The sequence below is a fragment of the Pseudomonas sp. B3(2017) genome (assembly GCF_002113595.1).
Taxonomy (GTDB): Bacteria; Pseudomonadota; Gammaproteobacteria; order Pseudomonadales; family Pseudomonadaceae; genus Aquipseudomonas; species Aquipseudomonas ekonensis.
Genome location: NZ_NEIU01000014.1, coordinates 116,837 through 136,939, shown reverse-complemented (window position 1 = coordinate 136,939; position 20,103 = coordinate 116,837). Strand labels below are relative to the sequence as shown.

The 20,103-nt window shown below is 64.7% G+C and carries 18 protein-coding genes; all 18 read left to right on the top strand.

The genetic code is table 11. The annotated features are described in order from the left end of the window. Nucleotides 1–52: 52 nt before the first annotated feature. The 18 genes from CAG33_RS20260 to CAG33_RS20175 all read left to right on the top strand — a co-directional run bounded on the left by CAG33_RS20260 (nt 53) and on the right by CAG33_RS20175 (nt 20,091). On the top strand, nt 53–2,968 hold the full coding sequence (locus CAG33_RS20260; RefSeq protein ID WP_085577828.1) for a TIGR00180 family glycosyltransferase: 2,916 nt from the start codon (nt 53–55) through the stop codon (nt 2,966–2,968). Between the two features lie 29 nt (nt 2,969–2,997). Further along, nucleotides 2,998–3,999, top strand: coding sequence for a UDP-N-acetylglucosamine 4,6-dehydratase (inverting) (gene pseB / locus CAG33_RS20255; protein ID WP_085577827.1), 1,002 nt, complete (start codon nt 2,998–3,000; stop codon nt 3,997–3,999). Continuing rightward, a complete protein-coding gene (pseC, locus tag CAG33_RS20250; RefSeq protein ID WP_085640295.1) occupies nt 3,996–5,153 on the top strand; it encodes a UDP-4-amino-4,6-dideoxy-N-acetyl-beta-L-altrosamine transaminase in 1,158 nt (385 codons plus the stop codon). Before pseB ends, pseC begins: the two co-directional genes overlap by 4 nt. A gap of 28 nt (nt 5,154–5,181) precedes the next feature. Next, the gene (locus CAG33_RS20245) at nt 5,182–5,802 is read left to right on the top strand and encodes a pseudaminic acid biosynthesis-associated methylase (protein ID WP_085577825.1); all 621 of its coding nucleotides are present in this window, start codon (nt 5,182–5,184) and stop codon (nt 5,800–5,802) included. Continuing rightward, the gene (pseF, locus tag CAG33_RS20240; RefSeq protein ID WP_085631131.1) at nt 5,799–6,494 is read left to right on the top strand and encodes a pseudaminic acid cytidylyltransferase; all 696 of its coding nucleotides are present in this window, start codon (nt 5,799–5,801) and stop codon (nt 6,492–6,494) included. Before CAG33_RS20245 ends, pseF begins: the two co-directional genes overlap by 4 nt. Continuing rightward, nucleotides 6,491–7,993 (top strand): UDP-2,4-diacetamido-2,4,6-trideoxy-beta-L-altropyranose hydrolase, encoded by a 1,503-nt coding sequence (gene pseG / locus CAG33_RS20235; protein ID WP_085640292.1) that lies wholly within the window; start codon nt 6,491–6,493, stop codon nt 7,991–7,993. The genes pseF and pseG overlap by 4 nt, the downstream gene beginning before the upstream one ends. Next, nucleotides 7,990–9,042, top strand: a complete 1,053-nt coding sequence (gene pseI / locus CAG33_RS20230; RefSeq protein ID WP_085577822.1) for a pseudaminic acid synthase — start codon at nt 7,990–7,992, stop codon at nt 9,040–9,042. Before pseG ends, pseI begins: the two co-directional genes overlap by 4 nt. 227 nt (nt 9,043–9,269) lie before the next feature. Next, a complete protein-coding gene (locus CAG33_RS20225; RefSeq protein ID WP_085577821.1) occupies nt 9,270–10,196 on the top strand; it encodes a ketoacyl-ACP synthase III in 927 nt (308 codons plus the stop codon). An 88-nt stretch (nt 10,197–10,284) separates the two neighbouring features. After that, nucleotides 10,285–11,577 carry a motility associated factor glycosyltransferase family protein gene (locus tag CAG33_RS20220; RefSeq protein ID WP_085640289.1) on the top strand — a complete coding sequence of 431 codons (1,293 nt, stop codon included), beginning with the start codon at nt 10,285–10,287 and terminating at the stop codon, nt 11,575–11,577. Then, nucleotides 11,574–11,840 carry a hypothetical protein gene (locus CAG33_RS20215; protein ID WP_085577819.1) on the top strand — a complete coding sequence of 89 codons (267 nt, stop codon included), beginning with the start codon at nt 11,574–11,576 and terminating at the stop codon, nt 11,838–11,840. The genes CAG33_RS20220 and CAG33_RS20215 overlap by 4 nt, the downstream gene beginning before the upstream one ends. Before the next feature lie 243 nt (nt 11,841–12,083). Further along, nucleotides 12,084–12,935 carry a flagellin domain-containing protein gene (locus CAG33_RS20210; RefSeq protein ID WP_085577818.1) on the top strand — a complete coding sequence of 284 codons (852 nt, stop codon included), beginning with the start codon at nt 12,084–12,086 and terminating at the stop codon, nt 12,933–12,935. 73 nt (nt 12,936–13,008) lie between these two features. After that, nucleotides 13,009–13,365, top strand: coding sequence for a flagellar protein FlaG (locus CAG33_RS20205; RefSeq protein ID WP_085577891.1), 357 nt, complete (start codon nt 13,009–13,011; stop codon nt 13,363–13,365). Nucleotides 13,366–13,446: 81 nt separating this feature from the next. Beyond that, nucleotides 13,447–14,889: a flagellar filament capping protein FliD gene (gene fliD, locus CAG33_RS20200; RefSeq protein ID WP_085577890.1), complete on the top strand. Its 1,443-nt coding sequence runs from the start codon at nt 13,447–13,449 to the stop codon at nt 14,887–14,889. A 129-nt stretch (nt 14,890–15,018) separates the two neighbouring features. Next, nucleotides 15,019–15,417: a flagellar export chaperone FliS gene (gene fliS / locus CAG33_RS20195; protein WP_085577817.1), complete on the top strand. Its 399-nt coding sequence runs from the start codon at nt 15,019–15,021 to the stop codon at nt 15,415–15,417. A 10-nt stretch (nt 15,418–15,427) separates the two neighbouring features. Further along, complete coding sequence (locus CAG33_RS20190; protein ID WP_085577889.1) at nt 15,428–15,724, top strand: flagellar protein FliT; 297 nt, start codon at nt 15,428–15,430, stop codon at nt 15,722–15,724. 172 nt (nt 15,725–15,896) lie between these two features. Further along, nucleotides 15,897–17,372, top strand: a complete 1,476-nt coding sequence (locus CAG33_RS20185) for a sigma-54 dependent transcriptional regulator (RefSeq protein ID WP_085577816.1) — start codon at nt 15,897–15,899, stop codon at nt 17,370–17,372. A 128-nt stretch (nt 17,373–17,500) separates the two neighbouring features. Next, a complete protein-coding gene (locus CAG33_RS20180; RefSeq protein ID WP_170930048.1) occupies nt 17,501–18,694 on the top strand; it encodes a PAS domain-containing sensor histidine kinase in 1,194 nt (397 codons plus the stop codon). Nucleotides 18,695–18,699: 5 nt separating this feature from the next. Then, nucleotides 18,700–20,091, top strand: coding sequence for a sigma-54 dependent transcriptional regulator (locus CAG33_RS20175; protein ID WP_085631314.1), 1,392 nt, complete (start codon nt 18,700–18,702; stop codon nt 20,089–20,091). The last annotated feature ends 12 nt before the right edge of the window (nt 20,092–20,103 follow it).

Here is a 20,103-nt window from a genome sequence, read left to right as displayed (position 1 = left end):
GAAACATCATCAAAGCGTAGATTTGGCGATTCGCCGGTAGTGGGGAGAGGTTATGCAAGGCAAGTACGGTTCGGAACAGGCGCCGGTGCTCAATGAGCTGTTGACCGTGGTGCTGTTTACCCATAATCGTCCGGCGTTCCTGCGCCGGGCGGTGAAGTATTACAGCGCCTTGCCTTGCAGGATCATGGTGCTGGACTCGAGTCCGGAACTGCCCGAAGGCGACTTTTCCGCCGTCGACTATCACCACGTGCCGCAGTTCGCCTACTGGGGCATGCAGGCCAAGCTGGCCTATGGCGTGGAGCGCGTGACCACGCCGTACACCGTGCTGGCGGCGGACGACGACTTCATCCTGCACGATTCGCTGGCCGAGTCCGTGGGCTTCCTGCAAGACCATCCCGACTACGGCATGTGCCACGGCTACTGCCTGATGTACCTGACCCTGGCCGGCGACGTGAGCTACTACCGCCGCGACAAGAAGGTCTGCGAGGACTACGGCTCCGAGCGGGCCCAGGACCGCGTCATCGATTACATGAGCCAGTACATCCCGCCGTTCTACGCGGTGACCCGCACCGACCTGATGAAGTCCTGGCACGCGGCGATGCCGGCCGGCACCAGCTTCCAGTGGCAGGAGATCGGCCATGTGTACTACATGCTGGCCTGCGCCAAGGCGCGGATCCTGCCGATCCCTTACGTGGTGCGCGAAATCAACTACGGCAACTCCGAGCACAGCACCGAGGTGTACCACTCGCTGACGTACATGGACGCCAAGTCGGTGGCCGAGCGCGAGGCGTTCGCCGAGTTCCTGGCATCGTTGCCCACCGGCATCCAGGGACTGGACGCCGAGCAGGGCAAGGCCTTCGCCCTGGAGAGTTTCGAGGCGATGGTCGACAGCCTGCAATCGGGGCGCGCACTGACCGCCGAGCTGATTTTCCAATCCACCTGGCACCAGGCGCTCAAGCGTCCGGATCGTCGGTTCGGACCGTTGCAGTATGTGGAAATGCCGTTCTACAACCAGGCCTTCTTCGATCGCCTGGAGCAGATCGAATTCATGCTCCACACCATGCCGGCCGGCCGCGTTCAGCTGAACGGGCTGGAGGGCGTGTGGACCCGTCAGGCGCACCTGCTGCAGGCGCGCAACAACGACACCGCCGAGAGCGTGCTGGACCGTCTGTGGCAGGCCCACGACCTCAACGCCTTCAACCGTGAAGTGCTCAAGCGCCTGCTGGCGCAGCTGGAGCAGGCGGGCGAAGACGAAGAGGCGCAGAAGACCCGCGACTGGCTCGCGCGCCTGGAGGCTGTGACCCTGGAGGATCACCGTCAGACGTTCGGGAAGATGCAGTCCGGCAAGCTGCTCAAGTGGCTGGCCGCGCGTCAGCCGGATGCGCAGCAACGCGAAGCGATTGCCGGGCACCTGGCGGTCAACGGCGGCGGCCCGCAGTTCGGCGTGTTCCTGCTGGACCTGGACAACGACATCGACAAGGTGCAAGTCACCCTCGACAGCCTGCTCGAAGGCCAGTGCAAGGCGTTCCGGATCGTCGTGTTCACCACCGGTGAGCCGCCGGCCGCCACCACGGCGCAGAACACCCTGCACTTTGTCCGCGTCACGCCGGGCAACCTGGTCGAGAAGCTCAACCAGAGCGCCCGCCAGTCGCCGTGCGACTGGGTGCTGCTGGCCGAAGCGGGCGACGAGTTCACCGCCGGCGGCCTGCTGCGCGCCAGCCTGGAACTGATGGCCGCTGACGGCTGCAGCGCGGTGTCCACCGACGAGATTCAGCGTCAGGACAGCGGCGCACTGGCGGATGTGTTCCGTCCGGGCTTCAACCTGGACTTGCTGCTGAGCCTGCCGGGCATGATGGCGCGCCACTGGCTGATCCGCCGCGAGGCGCTGGTCGCGGTCGGCGGCTATCGGGCGGACTTCAGCAAGGCGTTGGAGTTCGACTTGCTGCTGCGCATCCTCGAACAGGACGGCCTCAACAGCCTGGCCCACCTCGACGAGCCGCTGCTGATCGCCCGCGCGCCGAAGCTTGAGGAGAACCCTCACGAGCGCCTGGCCCTGCTGCGTCACCTGGGCACCCGCGGCTACAAGGCCAAGGTCACGTCCTCGACGCCGGGGATCTACCAGATCGACTACCACCACAGCGAGCGTCCTCTGGTGTCGGTGATCGTGCCGGCCGGCAACGACCTGCCCGCCCTGCAGCGCTGCCTGGAAGGCGTGCTGCTGCGCACCCGCTATCACCATTACGAGATCCTGGTGGCCGCGACGCCGCAGCAGTCGGCCGAGGTCAACGACTGGCTGGGCGCCTATCAGCATCCGAAGGTTCAGGTGCTGCGCGCCGAGCAGCCGTTGAGCGAACCGGCGCTGATCAATGCCGCCAGCCGGCAGGCCCAGGGTGAGTACCTGGTGCTGCTCGCCGCCGACGCGGAGGTGGTCAACCCGAACTGGCTCGACTCGCTGCTCAACCACGCGCTGCGTCCGGAAGTCGGCGTGGTCGGCCCGAAACTGGTCGACCGCGACGGCAAGGTCAGCCAGGCCGGCCTGATCCTGGGCCTGAACGGCGGGGTCGGTTCGGCCTTCATCGGCGAGAAGCACGACGCTGACGGTTACCTGTACCGCCTCTCGGTGGAGCACGGCTATTCGGCGGTGTCGGGCGTCTGCCTGATGGTGCGCAAGGCGCTGTTCGATGGCCTGGACGGTCTGGACGACAGCACCTTCGCCGACGGTTTCAGCGACGTCGACCTGTGCCTGAAAGCCGGGCAGGCCGGCTACCTCACCGTGTGGACGCCGTCGGTGCAGGTGCTGCATCCGGGCCAACTGCCGCAGGCGCCGCAAGCGCTTGAGGCGCTGCGGGAAAAATGGGCCGCGGCCTTCGCCGGGGATCAGGCCTACAACGCGAACCTGAGCCTGACCGGCAAAGGCTACACCCTCAACGAAAGCGCTTCGCTGGACTGGGCGCAACTGCTTGCCTAAGCCTTCGCGCAGGGGACGGGACTCAAGACATGTTCAACGGTAAATCGATCTTCATCTCCGGCGGCACCGGCTCGTTCGGCCGCCAGTTCATCCGCCGCCTGCTGGAGCAGTACCAGCCCAAGCGGGTGGTGGTGTTCTCCCGGGATGAGCTCAAGCAATACGAAATGCAGCAGACGTTCAACGCGCCGTGCATGCGCTACTTCCTGGGCGACGTGCGCGACGCCGACCGCCTGCGCCAGGCCATGCGCGGCATCGACTACGTGGTGCACGCCGCGGCGCTCAAGCAGGTGCCGGCGGCGGAGTACAACCCCACCGAATGCATCCGCACCAACGTCAACGGCGCGGAGAACATCATCGCCGCGGCCATCGACAACGGTGTGAAGAAAGTCGTGGCGCTGTCCACCGACAAGGCCGCCAGCCCGATCAACCTGTACGGCGCGACCAAGCTGCTGTCGGACAAGCTGTTCGTCGCCGCCAACAACATCGCCGGCGAGCAGCAGACCCGTTTCGCCGTGGTGCGCTACGGCAACGTGGCCGGCTCGCGGGGCTCGGTGGTGCCGTTCTTCAGCAAACTGATCGCCGAGGGCGCCCGGGAGCTGCCGATCACCGACGAGCGTATGACCCGCTTCTGGATCACCCTCGACCACGGCGTGCAGTTCGTCCTCGACAGCTTTGCGCGGATGCACGGCGGCGAAGTGTTCGTGCCGAAGATCCCGTCGATCCGCATCGTCGACCTGGCCCTGGGCATGGCCGAGCACCTGCCGCACAAGCATGTCGGCATCCGTCCGGGGGAAAAGCTGCATGAGCTGATGGTGCCGCTGGACGATGCGCGGATGACCCTGGAGTTCGATGACCACTACACGATCCAGCCGTCGATCCGCTTCACCAGCGTCGACGTGGACTTCTCCGTGGACAAGCTCGGCGAGCGCGGCCGGCCGGTGGGCGAGGACTTCGAGTACCGCTCCGACACCAACCCGCACTTCCTGTCGGTGGGCCAGATCGCCGACCTTCACGCGAAGCTCTCGGCATGATCCCGTACGGTCGGCAGAGCCTCGATCAGGCGGACATCGATGCGGTGGTGGAGGTGCTGCGTTCGGACTGGCTGACCCAAGGGCCGACCATTGAGCGCTTCGAGCAGGCCGTGGCCGAGCGTTGCCAGGCCGATTTCGCCGTGGCGGTGAGCAACGCCACGGCGGCGCTGCACATCGCCTGCGTGGCGGCGGGGCTGGGGCCGGGCGACCGCCTGTGGACGACGCCGAACACCTTTCTGGCGTCGGCCAACTGCGGGCGCTACTGCGGCGCCGAGGTCGATTTCGTCGACATCGACCCGCTGACCTGGAACCTCGACGCCGAGGTGCTGGCCGCCAAGCTGGATGAGGCCGAAGGCAACGGCACGCTGCCCAAGGTGCTGGTGGCGGTGGCGTTCTCCGGGCAGAGCTGCGACATGCGGCGCATCGCCGGGCTGGCCGAGCGCTACGGCTTCACCGTGATCGAAGACGCCTCCCACGCGGTGGGGGCGAGCTACGCCGGGCGGCCGGTCGGCTGCGGCGAGTTCGCCGCCATGACCGTGTTCAGCTTCCACCCGGTGAAGATCATCACCAGCGCCGAGGGCGGCATGGTGCTGACCAACCGTCGGGAACTGGCCGAGCGCCTGCAACGCCTGCGCAGCCACGGCATGACCCGCGACCCGCAGCAGATGACCGAACCCAGCCACGGCCCCTGGTACTACCAGCAGGTGGAGCTGGGCTTCAACTACCGCATCACCGATCTGCAGGCCGCCCTGGGGCTCTCGCAACTGGGCAAGCTGGACGCCTTCGTCGCCCGCCGCCGCGAGCTGGCGGCGCGCTACGACCGTCTGCTGGCGTACCTGCCGCTGACGTTGCCCAGTGCCCAGGCCGAAGCTGAATCCGCCTGGCACCTGTACGTGGTGCGCCTGCAGACCGAGCGCATCGGCCGCAGCCACCGAGAAGTGTTCGAAGGCTTGCGGGCGGCCGGGATCGGCGCGAACCTGCACTACATTCCGGTGCACCTGCAGCCGTATTACCGTGAGCTCGGATTCGCCGAAGGGGATTTCCCCGAGGCCGAGCGCTATTACACCGAGGCCATCAGCCTGCCGATGTTCCCGTTGCTGACCGAAGCGCAGCAGGATCATGTGGTCGAGCAGTTGCGCCGCCTGACCGAATGAATGCCGCTGCGGCGGACGGGTATCTGAAATGCGTGATTTGAGCGAACAGGAAAAGTTCTGGCAGGGCGAGTTCGGCAACCAGTATGTCGGCCGCAACGTCGGCCAGCCGCTGGTGGCGGCCAACCTGGCGCTGTTCGCCAAGGCGCTGGCCCGCGCCGGGCGCATCGACAGCCTGGTGGAGCTGGGCACCAACGCCGGCAACAACCTGCAGGCATTGCGCCAGTTGCTGCCGGGGTGCGAGCTGTTCGGCGTCGAGATCAACGCCAGCGCCTGCGAGCAGGCGAGGGCGCTGGACATCGCGCAGATCTGGCACGGCTCGCTGTTCGACTTCCCCTGCGAGCGCAGCTACGACCTGACCCTGAGCAAGGGCGTGCTGATCCATCTGGCGCCCGAATTGCTGGCGAATGCCTACGAACAGCTGTATCGGCTGAGCCGTCGCTACATCCTGATCGCCGAGTACTACAACCCGGCGCCGGTGGAGGTGCCCTACCGCGGCAACAGCGGCAAGCTGTTCAAGCGTGACTTCGCCGGCGAAATGCTCGACCGCTACGCCGACCTGCACCTGCTGGACTACGGCTTCGCCTACCACCGCGACCCGCAGTTCCCGGTGGATGACATCACCTGGTTCCTGCTGGAAAAACGCCCTTGAGCAACGTGGCGATCATCCCGGCCCGGGGCGGCAGCAAGCGCATCCCGCGCAAGAACCTCAAGCCGTTCGACGGCGTGCCGATGATCGTCCGTTCGATCCGCACGGCGCTCGAATCGGGGCTGTTCGACCAAGTCGTCGTCAGCACCGACGATCAAGAGATCGCCGACGTCGTACAAGCCCATGGCGCGCAGGTGCCGTTCTTGCGCCCGGCGAGCCTGGCCGATGACTTCACCGGCACCGCTGCGGTGATCGAGCACGCGTTGCGGCAACTGCCGGCGTTCGATTACGCCTGCTGCGTGTACGCCACCGCACCGCTGTTGCAGGCGCGCTATCTGCGCGAAGGGTTCGAGGCGCTGGAGCGTCATCCGGACAAGTCGTTTGCTTTTTCCGTGTGCGGTTTCGGCTTTCCGGTGCAGCGCGCGCTGACCCTCGACGGGCAGGGCGCCCTGACGGCGTTGTACCCTGAGTTTCGCAACACCCGTTCGCAGGATCTGCCCGAGGCGTTTCAGGATGCCGGCCAGTTCTATTGGGGCCGCCGTGAGGCCTGGCTGCGTGGCGAGGTGCTGTATTCGCCGGCCAGCCTGCCGGTGATCCTGCCCCGGCACCTGGTGCAGGACATCGACACCCCGGAAGACTGGATGCGGGCCGAGTACCTCTACGCCGCGCTCAAGGCCGGCGGAGAACTGACATGAGAGTCCTGATCCGCGCCGACGCCTCGCCGACCATCGGCAGTGGCCACATCGCCCGCTGCCTGCCGCTGGCCCGGGTGCTGCGCGCTCAGGGCAGCCATGTGGCGTTCGCCTGCCGCCGGTTGCCGGGCCATCGGCTGGAGGCTCTGCAGGCCGAGGGTTTCGAAACCTTCGAGCTGCCGGAGCGCTACCCTGACGAAGACCCGCACCAGGCCATCGAATCGATGCTGCCGTGGCAGGCGGACATCGACGCGCTGGCCGCGCAGCTGGAAGGCCAGGCCGGGTTCGACTGGATCATCGCCGACCATTACGGCCTCGACCACCATTGGCAGACCGCCGCCCGCCGCTGGGCGCACCGGATCGCGGCGGTGGACGACCTGGCGACCCGCCGCTACAGCGTCGACCTGCTGCTCAACCAGAACCTCTCCGGCCTGCACGAAGACTACCGGCCGCTGCTGCCCGCGCACTGCCGCACGCTGCTCGGCCCACGCTACGCCATGCTGCGCGGGGAATTCAGTTGCCCGCCCATCGCCATCAAGCCTGTGGCCAAGCGTGTGCTGGTGAACTTCGGCGGCTTCGATGCGGCCCGGCAGACCCACCACGCGATGCTGGCGCTGGCGGACTTTCCCGAGCTGGAGGTGGACTTCGTCGCCGGCGCCGACAACCCGGCCTGGGCGCAGATGCAGGCATTGGCCGAGATGCGGCCGAACTGGCGCCTGCACAGTTTCGTCAGTGACTTCCACCGACGCATGACCGAGGCCGACCTGTTCATCGGCGCCGGCGGCGGCACCAGCTGGGAGCGGGCGGCCCTGGGCCTGCCGACGATCTGCATCGCGGTGTCGAACAACCAGCAGGCCAACGGCGAAGTGATGGCGGCGGCGGGCGCGCATGTGTTCATGGGCGCCCGCGAGCAAGTCAGCGTCGAGCAGCTGCGCCAGGCGGTCGGCTTTGTGGTGAACAACCCTTACCTGCGCCAGAGCCTGGCCGAGCGTTCGCGCACACTGGTGGACGGGCGCGGTGCCCTGCGGGTCGCGGCCGCGCTGGCCGGCGCGGTGCTCAAGGTGCGGCCGGCGACGACGGACGATGCGCACTTGCTGTTCGACGGACGCAATGCCGAGCCGGTGCGGCGCTGGTCACTGGAGTCCGGCGTGATCGAATGGCCGCAGCACCTGAACTGGCTGACGGCAAGCTTGAGCAATCCCCGGCGTCTGTTGCTGATCGCCGAGGCCGACGACGGGCCGGTCGGCGTGCTGCGCTATGATTTGCGCGGTTTCGAGGCCGAAGTGTCGATCTACCTGCTGGAGGGGCGTTTCGGCCTCGGCTGGGGGCGGGCGCTGCTGGAGCGGGGCGAAGCGTTCGTCACCGCGCACTGGCCGCAGCTGACCGCCGTCACCGCCCAGGTGCTGCCCGCCAACCAGGCCTCATTGAATGTGTTTCGCGACGCCGGGTTCACCCAGAGTGCCTGTGCGTTCACCCGTGTCCTGAAGGAATCCCGCCCATGAGCCGTTTCAAGATCGGTGACCGCCTGATCGGTGCCGACGCGCCGCCGTTCATCATTGCCGAGATGAGCGGCAACCATAACCAGTCGCTGGACGTGGCCTTGCAGATCGTCGAAGCGGCGGCCAAGGCCGGCGCCCACGCCTTGAAGCTGCAGACCTACACCGCCCAGACCATGACGCTGGACCTGGCCGAAGGCGAGTTCTTCATCAAGGATCCCGGCAGCCTGTGGGCCGGCACCTCGCTGTACGACCTGTACGAAAAGGCCCACACCCCGTGGGAATGGCATGCGCCGATCTTCGCCCGGGCCAAGGAGCTGGGCATGCTCGCGTTCTCGACACCGTTCGACGACACGGCGGTGGACTTCCTGGAAAGCCTAGATGTGCCGGCCTACAAGATCGCCAGTTTCGAGAACACCGACCTGCCGCTGATTCGTCGGGTGGCGGCCACCGGCAAGCCGCTGATCATCTCCACCGGCATGGCCAGCCTCGCCGAGCTGGACGAGACCGTGCGCGCCGCCCGCGAGGCCGGCTGCAAGGATCTGGTGCTGCTCAAGTGCACCAGCACGTACCCGGCGACGCCGCTCAACAGCAACGTGCGCACCATTCCCCATCTGCGCGAACTGTTCGGCTGCGAGGTGGGGCTGTCCGACCATTCCATGGGCGTCGGCGTGTCCGTCGCCGCTGTGGCGCTGGGGGCGACGGTGGTGGAGAAGCATTTCACCCTCGACCGCTCGGCCGGCGGGGTGGACGCCAGCTTCTCGCTGGAGCCGGCCGAACTGGCCAGCCTGGTGGTGGAGACCGAGCGCGCCTGGCAGGCCCTGGGCCAGGTGCATTACGGCGTCACCGAGGCCGAGCGCAAGTCGCTGGTCTATCGCCGCTCGCTGTACGTCACCGCCGACATGGCGGCCGGCGAACCCTTCACGGCGGCCAACCTGCGCGCCATCCGTCCCGGCCTGGGCCTGGCGCCCAAGCACGCCGAAAACGTCCTCGGGCGCCGTGCGCGCCAGCCGATCAAACGCGGCACGCCGCTGGACTGGTCCTTGGTCGAATGACCTGATCCGCACCGATTCGGCAAAATAGCGTGACCTGCGAGTCATAACGCGCATCTTCACTGTATTGTATTGACCGGGGAGATGGCGCCTGGCCCGTGATTCGGTTCCAGTGATAGCCCTTTGCGCTCCCCGTGGCTGCCCTTTGCGGCGGCCGTTTTTTGTTTGTCGGCGCCCCTCGAAATCCTTGCGAGCGGTGGTATTGGGCTGTTTATTATTGGGAAGCCGTAATGATTGGCATAAAAAGCATTGCGAGCTACGTTCCTGTAGCCGGCGTGGACAATTACGCACAAGGTGCAAAATTCGAGAAGGATGAAGAGTTCATCCTCGGCAAGATCGGTTCGGCCTTCCTGCCGCGCAAGGACGCAGAACAGGAAACCTCCGACCTGTGCGTCGAAGCGGCCAATGCGCTGTTTGCCGGCAACCCTGACCTGAAACGCGAATCCATCGACGCCCTGATCGTCGTCACCCAGAACGGCGACGAAGAAGGCCTGCCGCACACCGCGGCCATCGTCCAGGACAAACTGGGCCTGCCGACCCACGTCGCGGCGTTCGACATTTCCCTGGGCTGCTCGGGCTACGTCTACGGCATCTATGCGATCAAGGGCTTCATGGAAGCCGCCGGCCTGAAGAACGGCCTGCTGATCACCGCCGACCCGTACTCCAAGATCGTCGACCCGGAAGACCGAAACACCACCATGCTGTTCGGCGACGCCGCCACCGCCACCTGGATGGGCGAAGACCCGACCTGGGCGTTGGGCAAGGCCAAGTTCGGCACCGACGGTTCCGGCGCGCCGCACCTGAAGGTCACCGACGGCGTGTTCTTCATGAACGGTCGCCAGGTGTTCAACTTCGCGCTGCTCAAGGTGCCGGCGCACCTGCATGAGCTGCTCGACGATTCGGGCCTCAAGGCCGACGACATCGACGCGTTCTGCATCCACCAGGGCAGCGCGGCCATCGTCGATGCCGTGGCGCGGCGCTTCGAGGGCGACCCGGAGAAGTTCGTCAAGGACATGGTCGAGACCGGCAACACCGTGTCGTCGAGCATTCCGCTGCTGCTGGAGAAGCATGCGCTGGACTCGTCGTGGCAGCGTGTGGCGCTCAGCGGTTTCGGCGTCGGGCTGTCGTGGGGTTCGGCGATCATCTACCGTCCCTGAGCCCGGCCGGAAACAACGGATACAAAAATGGCGTTCAAGGGTTAACCTTGAACGCCATTTTTTTGCCTGAACGAAATGCGAGGTGCCAGTGAGCGAGTTTTTCCGGGATAACGCCGAGGTCATCGAACGCCGTTGGCCGGCGCTGTCCGCGCGGTTGATGGCCGAGGACAGCTCAGCGATCCAGGCAGAGTTGACGCAGGGGCTGGGGTCGACACTGAGCGTGGCCGGCATCCAGCTCACCAGCCGCCACGACCGCGTGCACGAGGCCCGGATCCAGGCGGCGAGCCTGCCGGCCGACAAGGCGCAACTGCATGTCTACGGCACGGGCCTGGGGGACTTGCCGGCGGTATTGCTGGAGCGCCCGGGGCTTGAGCGGCTGTACGTGCACATCCTCAACGGCGCGCTGTTCTCGCTGGTGCTGCAACTGCTCGATCAGCGCCACTGGCTGGACGATGTCCGGGTGGAACTGTTGTACGCCGGGGATCTCTCCGACATCTGCACGCCGTTCTTTGCCCTGCCGGCGGAGATGCTGCTGGCCGACGACTTCAACGCGAAGATCCGCGATCGGCTGGTCAGCGAGGTGCACCTGAGCTTCAACAACCGCGAGTTCGACCCGCAGTCGCCGTTCATTGTCCAGCGCTTGCAGGATTGTCTGCCGGTGCTGCTGGCGGACGACGATGTGGCGCAACTGTTCGGCACCTGCGCCGGCCGTGAGGTCTATGTGATCGCCACCGGGCCGACCCTGGAGGGACACCTTGAGCAGTTGGCGCAGATTCGCGCTCAGGCCGAGCGCCCGCTGTTCATTTGCGTCGACACCGCTTACCGGCCGCTGCGCGAGCACGGGATCGTGCCGGATCTCGTGGTGAGCATCGATCAGCGCATCAGCTTCCGGCATTTGCCGTTCGAAGGCTCCGACGGTATTGCGCTGGTGTACCTGCCGATGAGCGATCCGCAGGTGTTGAAGGCGTGGAAGGGCAAGCGCTACGGCGGCTACTCGCTCAGCCCGGTCTATGCCGAGCTGCGCGAGCGGCACCCGCGGGCCTTGCTGCATGTGGGTGGCAGCGTGATCCATCCCGCCGTGGACCTGGCGGTGAAGATGGGCGCGGCGAGCATCACGCTGTTCGGCGCCGACTTCGCCTTTCCGATGAACAAGACCCACGCCGGTTGGGACGACGGCGACCTGGGGCCGTCGGTCAACCAGGCGCGGCACTGGGTGCATGACGGCAACGGCGAGCGGGTCAAGACCCAGCTCAACTTCCGCGGCTACCTCTGTGTGCTGGAGCGCTACATCGCCCGACACCCGCAGGTGACATTCCTCAACAGCAGCCGGGCAGGGGCGAGGATCGCCGGAACGGGGTTCAACCAGGAGTTCGTGCAATGAGTGCGTTGCAGCAGTGCGTCGACGAGTGTCGACAATGTGCCGGGCTGTTCCGGTTGGGCCGGGATGTCGAAGCGGCACTGGAGATGGTCGATGTGTTCGAGAAAGCGCAGCGGTTGATGGTCGGCGCAACGGCAGAAAACCAGCAGGGGTGGATGCAGGTGCTGACGCGCATCCTGGCGTGCCAGGAGCGCCAGGATTGGCTGGGGCTGGCCGATTACATGGAATGTGAACTGGTCGACCTTCTGCAAAACCTGCCGGGCTGAACGGCAGCGGAGGCGCTAGCCCGCAGGTTTGCGCCGCGGACGGTTTTATGACGTCATTTTTTCGTGGGTAAAGGACGGCTAAGTCCTTGTTTTCTGAGGGGTGGCAGGTTGATGGCAAATTTTTTGAAAAAAGCCCTCAAGCAACCTGCGATCCCGACGATAACTATTACGAAGGTTCTCTAGGCCATACCCGGCGGTTGCCAGGGCCGGAAGCCGCAGTACCCAACCAACGAGGAATTCGTCATGGCTTTAACTGTAAACACCAACACCACGTCGCTGAACGTTCAGAAAAACCTGAACCGCGCTTCCGACGCTCTGTCGACTTCGATGCAGCGCCTGTCTTCCGGCCTGAAAATCAACAGCGCCAAAGACGACGCCGCTGGCCTGCAAATCTCCAACCGCATGTCTTCGCAGATCCGCGGTAACACCCAGGCCATCCAGAACGCCAACGACGGTATCTCCGTTGCCCAGACCGCTGAAGGCGCTCTGCAAGCTTCGACCGACATCCTGCAGCGTATGCGTGAACTGGCTGTTAAAGCCCGTAACGGAACCAACGGCACCGCTGACCAGACCGCGACCAACGCCGAATTCGCTCAGATGTCTGACGAACTGACCCGTATCGCTCAGTCCACCAACCTGAACGGCAAGTTCCTGCTGGACGGTTCGGCTGGTACTGTGACCCTGCAAGTGGGCGCGAACACTGGCTCCGCCAACCACATCGACCTGGTGCTGAGCGCCAAGTTCGACGCCGCCAGCCTGTCCGTAGGCAGCGGTACTGTGGTTCTGACCGGTGCTACCGTAACTGGCGCTGCACAGAACATCGACAACGCGATCACCGCTATCGACGCCGCTATCGCCACCATCGGTGCAACCCGTGCAAACCTGGGTGCTTCGCAGAACCGTCTGACCAGCACCATCCAGAACCTGCAGAACATCAACGAAAACACCACCGCTGCACAAGGTCGCGTACAAGACACCGACTTCGCCGCGGAAACTGCTAACCTGACCAAGCAGCAGACTCTGCAGCAGGCTTCGACCTCCGTTCTGGCTCAAGCCAACCAACTGCCTTCCGCCGTACTGAAGCTGCTTCAGTAATTTCGGAATGAGTTTAGGCGGGGGAGTGCGCTGGTCGTGCTCTCTCGCTTTTTCACGTTAGGAGGTGATGGACATGGACATGAGCGTCAAGCTTAACGTGTCTTATCCGGCTCCCAAGCCAGCGAATACCGTTGCTGAAAAATCGTCCGAGCCTGCCAAGGCGGCTGAAGTCACCCCCGTCGCGGACAAGAAGACCCGTGAAACCGAGGAGACCAAGTTGAAGCTGGCCGTGCAGGAGATCGAGAAGTTCGTGCAGTCGATCAAGCGCAACCTCGAGTTTTCGATCGACGAGAACTCCGGGAAGGTCATCGTCAAGGTGATCGCGAGCGAGACGGGCGAGGTCGTTCGACAGATCCCCTCCGCGGAGGCGCTCAAGCTGGCAGACAGCCTAGCCAACGCGAGCCACGTGTTGTTCGACGCCAAAGTCTGACAACTGGCATGAATAGTGTTTGAAGTGTCTTAGGCGCTGGCAAAGGTCAAAAGACCGGCAGCAAACTGAAGGGAGATGCACATGGCAAGTCCAATTCTACCGGGTACCGGCCTGGGTTCCGGCCTGGACATCGGTGCGATCGTCACCGCGCTGGTCAATGCCGACAAGGCAGCGAAGCAGACGCAGCTCGATACCCAGACAAAAAACAACACCCTGAAGATTTCGGGTGTGGGCACGCTCAAGAGCGCGCTGACCACATTCCAGTCGACGCTGGCCACCCTGGGCAGCAAGACCAATCCTGCGTTCGCCGGTTACACGGCCACGTCGAGCAAGCCTGAAACGCTGACCGTCACCTCCGACAACACCGCGGTGTCCGGCTCCTACAGCGTCGTCGTGAACAATCTGGCCACAGGTTCGAAAGTCGCCAGCGCGGCCTTCGCCGGCGGTGCGTCCAGTGCCATTCCGAGTGGTACCCTGAAAATCAGTCAGAATGGCACTGATTACAATGTCACCATTCCGGCCAACGCCACCTTGCAGAGCACCCGCGACGCCATCAACACGGCCCAGGGCAGCAATGGCATTTCCGCCAACATCGTGACCGACGCCAGCGGCGCCTCGCGCCTGGTGATCAGCTCGAACAAGACCGGTGCGGGCTCCGACCTGAGTGTCAGCGGCATCGCCGGCCTGGAAATCGACGGCACCAAGGTCATGTCGGCCACTCCGGCGGCCGGTGACTCGGGCTCTGTCGGCGGTCTCGCCAAGGATGCGTCGCTGACCATCGACGGTCTGCCGGTGACCAGCAAGAGCAACACGGTTTCCGGTGCGATCAGCGGCATGACCCTGAACCTGGTGGCCGCCAACGCGACGCCGACCACGATCACCGTCGACAACAACACCAAGGGCCTGCAGACGTCGCTCCAGACCTTCATCGACGCCTACAACACGCTCAAGAGCACTGTCGACAGCCTGTCCAAGGCGACGCCGGACGAAGACGGCAAACTGACCGTGCAGGCCGCCTTCACGGGCGACTCCTTGCCGCGCTCGCTGATCGCCGGCATCCGTGCCGAGTTCACCAACACGAAGACCAACGGCAAGATTTCGTTCCTGTCGGAAATCGGCGTGAATACCGATCCCCTCACCGGTAACCTGAAGCTCGACACCACCGCCTTCAACAAGGCGATGGCGGTTCCGGGGGCGTCCGGCCAGGTGCAGCTATTGTTCACCGGCACCGACGACACCAACGGTCTGCTGGCGCGGGTGAGCAAGTCCGTGGATCCGTACCTCAAGGCTTCGGCCGACGGTAAGACCAAGGGCTTGCTGGATCAGCGGCTCGCGATCCTGAACAACAATACCCGGGACATCTCCGACCAGCAGAAAGCGTTGGATATCCGGGTGGCCGCCCTGACCAAGACGCTGACCGCAAAATACAACGCCATGGACTTGCTCGTAGGGCAAATGAAAGCCACGGCGAGCAACATCACGTCGTTCTTCACGTCGCTGACCGCTCAGCAATCTGCGAAGTAACGCGCAAGAATGACAAAAACCCGGCTACGCACTTGAGCGTGCGCCGGGTTTTTGTCTTATGGTCTAAAGTTTCCCGGCTCGCTGGCGATATATTGGCCATACGAGTCATTGTGGCAAATGAGGTAGAACATGAATCCGATGTTAGCCCTTCGGCAGTACCAGAAGGTCGGCTCCCACGCCCAGACGTCCGAAGCCAGCCCGCACCGTCTGGTGCAGATGCTGATGGAAGGCGGCCTGTCGCGCATCGCCCAGGCCAAGGGCGCCATCGAGCGCAAGGACATCCCGGCCAAGTGCACGGCGATCAGCAAGGCGATCGGCATCGTCAGCGGCCTGCGCGAAGGCCTGGACCTTGAGAACAGCGCCGAGGCGCTGGCCGACCTGGACGGTCTTTACATCTACATGATGAAGCGTCTGGCCGAGGCGAACATCAGCAGCGATCCGCGCATCCTGGACGAAGTGGCAGGCCTGCTGACCACCGTCAAGGAAGGCTGGGACGCCATTGCGCCTGCGCCCGGTGCGCAGCCCTGAGGAGGCCATCATGAGCCCTGTGTTGCAGCGAATCGAAGATACCCGCATGGCGCTCGTCAGCGCGCTGGCCGAGCGCAACTGGGAGGCCATCGGGCAATTGGACCTCGATTGCCGATCCTGCATGGAAGATGTCTTGAGCGAAGCGTCGCTGGACGAGGAAGAGTTGCGCAGCAACCTTGAGCAACTGCTGCACGTGTACAAGGATCTGCTGGAAGTGGCGATGGGGGAGCGTCAGGCTATAGTCGACGAGATGACGCAGATCAACCAAGCCAAGAACGCGGCAAAGGTTTACCATCTGTTTGGTTAATTAACCCTCAGTTAATCCAGATGTGTGCGCCATAAATTTGACTGTGCACGGTTTTTTGACTTAACTAGTGGCTGTTTTCAGATTTCGGACGTCTACGGGCACAAGGTGTCCTGCAAGCGTCTCGCTTGCCCCTCGTTTCGGGCATTGAGTTGACTAGGGAAGTTGCTATTGCATGTGGCGTGAAACCAAAATTCTGCTGATCGATGACGATAGCGTCCGCCGCCGCGATTTGGCGGTGATCTTGAATTTTCTCGGCGAAGAAAATTTGCCCTGCGGCAGCCATGACTGGCAGCAGGCTGTCGGCTCTTTGTCGTCGAGCCGTGAGGTCATTTGCGTGCTGATCGGGACGGTCAATGCTCCGGGTGCGCTGATGGGCTTGTTAAAGACACTCTCAACCTGGGATGAGTTCCTTCCGGTTTTGCTGATGGGCGAAAATTCTTCCGTGGACCTTCCGGAAGACCAGCGCCGCCGCGTGCTGTCCACCCTTGAAATGCCGCCCAGCTACAGCAAGCTGCTCGACTCCCTGCACCGTGCCCAGGTCTACCGCGAGATGTACGACCAGGCCCGCGAGCGCGGCCGTCACCGCGAACCCAACCTGTTCCGCAGCCTCGTCGGCACCAGCCGGGCGATCCAGCATGTGCGCCAGATGATGCAGCAGGTGGCCGACACCGACGCCAGCGTGCTGATCCTCGGCGAGTCCGGCACCGGCAAGGAAGTGGTCGCGCGCAACCTGCATTACCATTCCAAGCGCCGCGACGCGCCGTTCGTGCCGGTCAACTGCGGCGCGATTCCGGCCGAGCTGCTGGAAAGCGAACTGTTCGGCCACGAGAAGGGCGCCTTCACCGGCGCGATCACCAGCCGTGCCGGCCGCTTCGAGCTGGCCAACGGCGGTACGCTGTTCCTCGACGAGATCGGCGACATGCCGCTGCCGATGCAGGTCAAGCTGCTGCGCGTGCTGCAGGAGCGCACCTTCGAGCGCGTGGGCAGCAACAAGACCCAAAGCATCGACGTGCGCATCATCGCCGCGACCCACAAGAACCTCGAAAGCATGATCGAGATCGGCACCTTCCGCGAAGACCTCTACTATCGCCTGAACGTGTTCCCGATCGAGATGGCGCCGCTGCGCGAGCGCGTCGAGGACATCCCGCTGCTGATGAACGAGCTGATCTCGCGCATGGAGCACGAGAAGCGCGGTTCGATCCGCTTCAACTCGGCGGCGATCATGTCGCTGTGCCGTCACGGCTGGCCGGGCAACGTCCGCGAACTGGCCAACCTGGTCGAGCGCATGGCGATCATGCACCCGTACGGGGTGATCGGCGTGGCCGAGCTGCCGAAGAAATTCCGCTACGTCGACGACGAAGACGAGCAGATGGTCGACAGCCTGCGCAGCGACCTGGAAGAGCGCGTCGCGATCAACGGCCACACGCCGGACTTCACCGCCAACGCCATGCTGCCGCCGGAAGGCCTGGACCTGAAGGACTACCTCGGTGGCCTGGAGCAGGGCCTGATCCAGCAGGCGCTGGATGACGCCAACGGCATCGTCGCCCGTGCCGCCGAGCGTCTGCGCATCCGTCGCACCACCCTGGTGGAGAAGATGCGCAAGTACGGCATGAGCCGGCGTGACGGAGACGAACAGGCGGATGATTGACGCCTGTTTTTCAAGTGCTTCATTTATAGGCGGTTTTTTTTAGGCACGGGTATTGCTACAGCCCTCGCAACGTTCCGTTTCACTGACGGTCAGCCATGCGAGAGAGCACAATGCCCCAAGCCGCCCAGATGTCTTCTGCCCCCAACGCTTCGGGGCAACCGTCGTCCGTAGAGCAGGCGAGCCGGCAGGGGCTTGAGCAGGCGTTTGCGCTGTTCAATCAGATGTCGAGCCAGCTGACCGATTCCTACAGCATGCTCGAAGCCCGGGTCACCGAGCTCAAGGGCGAGCTGGCGGTGGTCAGCGCCCAGCGCATGCAGGAGCTGGCGGAGAAGGAGCGTCTGGCCAACCGTCTGCAGAACCTCCTCGACCTGTTGCCCGGCGGCGTGATCGTCATCGACGGCCACGGCATTGTCTGCGAAGCCAACCCGGCGGCCACCGAGCTGCTGGGGCTGCCGCTGGAAGGCGAGCTGTGGCGCCATGTCATTGCCCGTTGCTTTGCGCCGCGCGAAGACGACGGCCACGAAATCTCCCTGAAGAACGGTCGGCGCCTGTCGATCGCCACCCGCTCGCTGGATGCCGAGCCGGGGCAGTTGGTGCTGCTCAACGACCTGACTGAAACCCGTCACCTGCAGGATCAGCTGGCGCGCCACGAGCGTTTGTCCTCCCTGGGGCGCATGGTGGCGTCGCTGGCCCATCAGATCCGCACGCCGCTGTCCGCCGCCTTGCTTTACGCCAGTCATCTGACCGAACAGGAACTGCCGGTCGCCACCCAGCAGCGCTTCGCCGGGCGCCTCAAGGAGCGCCTGCATGAGCTGGAGCACCAGGTGCGCGACATGCTGGTGTTCGCCCGCGGCGAGCTGCCGCTGACCGACCGGGTCACGCCCCATGCCTTGATGCAGTCGTTGCAGGCGGCGGCGCTGACCCATGTGCAGGACTTGCCGATCCGCTGGCAGTGCGACAGCCATGCCGGCGAATTGCTGTGCAACCGCGACACCTTGGTCGGGGCCATCCTCAATCTGATCGAAAACGCGGTTCAGGCCAGCGGCGGCGACGTGCGCCTGAAAGTGCATGGCTACACCCGCGACAACACATTGCGCCTGTGCGTCAGCGACAGCGGCAGCGGCATCGAGCCGGCGGTGCTGGAGCGCTTGGGCGAGCCGTTCTTCACCACCAAGGTCACCGGCACGGGGTTGGGGCTGACGGTGGTCAAGGCGGTCGCCCGGGCGCATCAGGGAGAATTGCGGCTGCGCTCGCGCATCGGGCGCGGCACGTGCGCGCAGGTGATCCTGCCGTTGTTTTCCGCAGGACAAGGAGCTGAGTGAAGGACATGGGCATCAAGGTTTTGCTGGTCGAGGATGACCGCTCGTTGCGCGAAGCGCTGGCCGACACGCTGCTGCTTGCCGGTCACGACCATCATGCGGTGGGTTCGGCCGAAGAAGCGCTGAAAGCCGTTGAGCGCGAGCCGTTCAGTCTGGTGGTCAGCGACGTCAACATGCCGGGCATGGATGGCCACCAGTTGCTGAGTCTGTTGCGCGTCCGTCAGCCGCAACTGCCGGTGCTGCTGATGACGGCGCACGGCGCGGTCGAGCGGGCCGTGGACGCCATGCGCCAAGGCGCGGCGGACTACCTGGTCAAGCCGTTCGAGCCCGGTGCCTTGCTGGCGCTGGTGGCGCGGCATGCGTCGGGTGCGCTGGAGGCTGCGGACGACGAAGGCCCGGTGGCGGTCGAGCCGGCCAGCGCGCAATTGCTCGACCTGGCGGCGCGGGTGGCGCGCAGCGATTCCACGGTGTTGATCTCCGGCGAGTCCGGCACCGGCAAGGAAGTGCTGGCGCGTTACATTCACCAGCAGTCGCACCGCGCCAGCCAGCCGTTCATTGCGATCAACTGCGCGGCGATTCCCGACAACATGCTGGAGGCCACGCTGTTCGGCCACGAGAAAGGCTCGTTCACCGGCGCCATCGCGGCCCAGGCCGGCAAGTTCGAGCAGGCGGACGGTGGCACCATTCTGCTGGATGAGATTTCCGAGATGCCCATGGGCTTGCAGGCCAAGCTGCTGCGGGTCCTGCAGGAGCGGGAAGTGGAGCGGGTCGGGGCGCGCAAGCCGATCAGCCTCGACATCCGGGTGGTGGCGACCACCAACCGCGACCTGGCGGGGGAGGTGGCTGCCGGGCGTTTCCGCGAAGACCTCTATTACCGCCTGTCGGTTTTTCCGCTGGCCTGGCGTCCGCTGCGCGAGCGCACCGCCGATATCCTGCCGCTGGCCGAGCGTCTGCTGGCCAAGCACGTCAATAAAATGAAACACGCCACGGCGAAGCTCTCGGCTGAGGCTCGGGCGTGCCTGGTCGCCTATCCGTGGCCGGGCAATGTGCGGGAACTGGACAACGCGATCCAGCGTGCGTTGATCCTGCAGCAGGGCGGCCTGATCCAGCCGCAGGATTTCTGCCTGGCCGGTCCCGTGACGTTCGCCCCGTCGCCGGCGGCTGCCGTGGCGACTCCTGTGGTGCGCGACGTCGAGATCGAGGCGGATTCGGCCGGCGCCCTGGGCGACGACCTGCGCCGCCACGAATTCCAGATGATCATCGACACCCTGCGGGCCGAGCGCGGCCGGCGCAAGGAGGCGGCGGAAAAGCTCGGCATCAGCCCCCGCACCCTGCGCTACAAACTGGCGCAGATGCGTGACGCGGGCATGGATGTCGAAGGGTATCTGTTCGCCACGTGAGCGGCGCTGCGT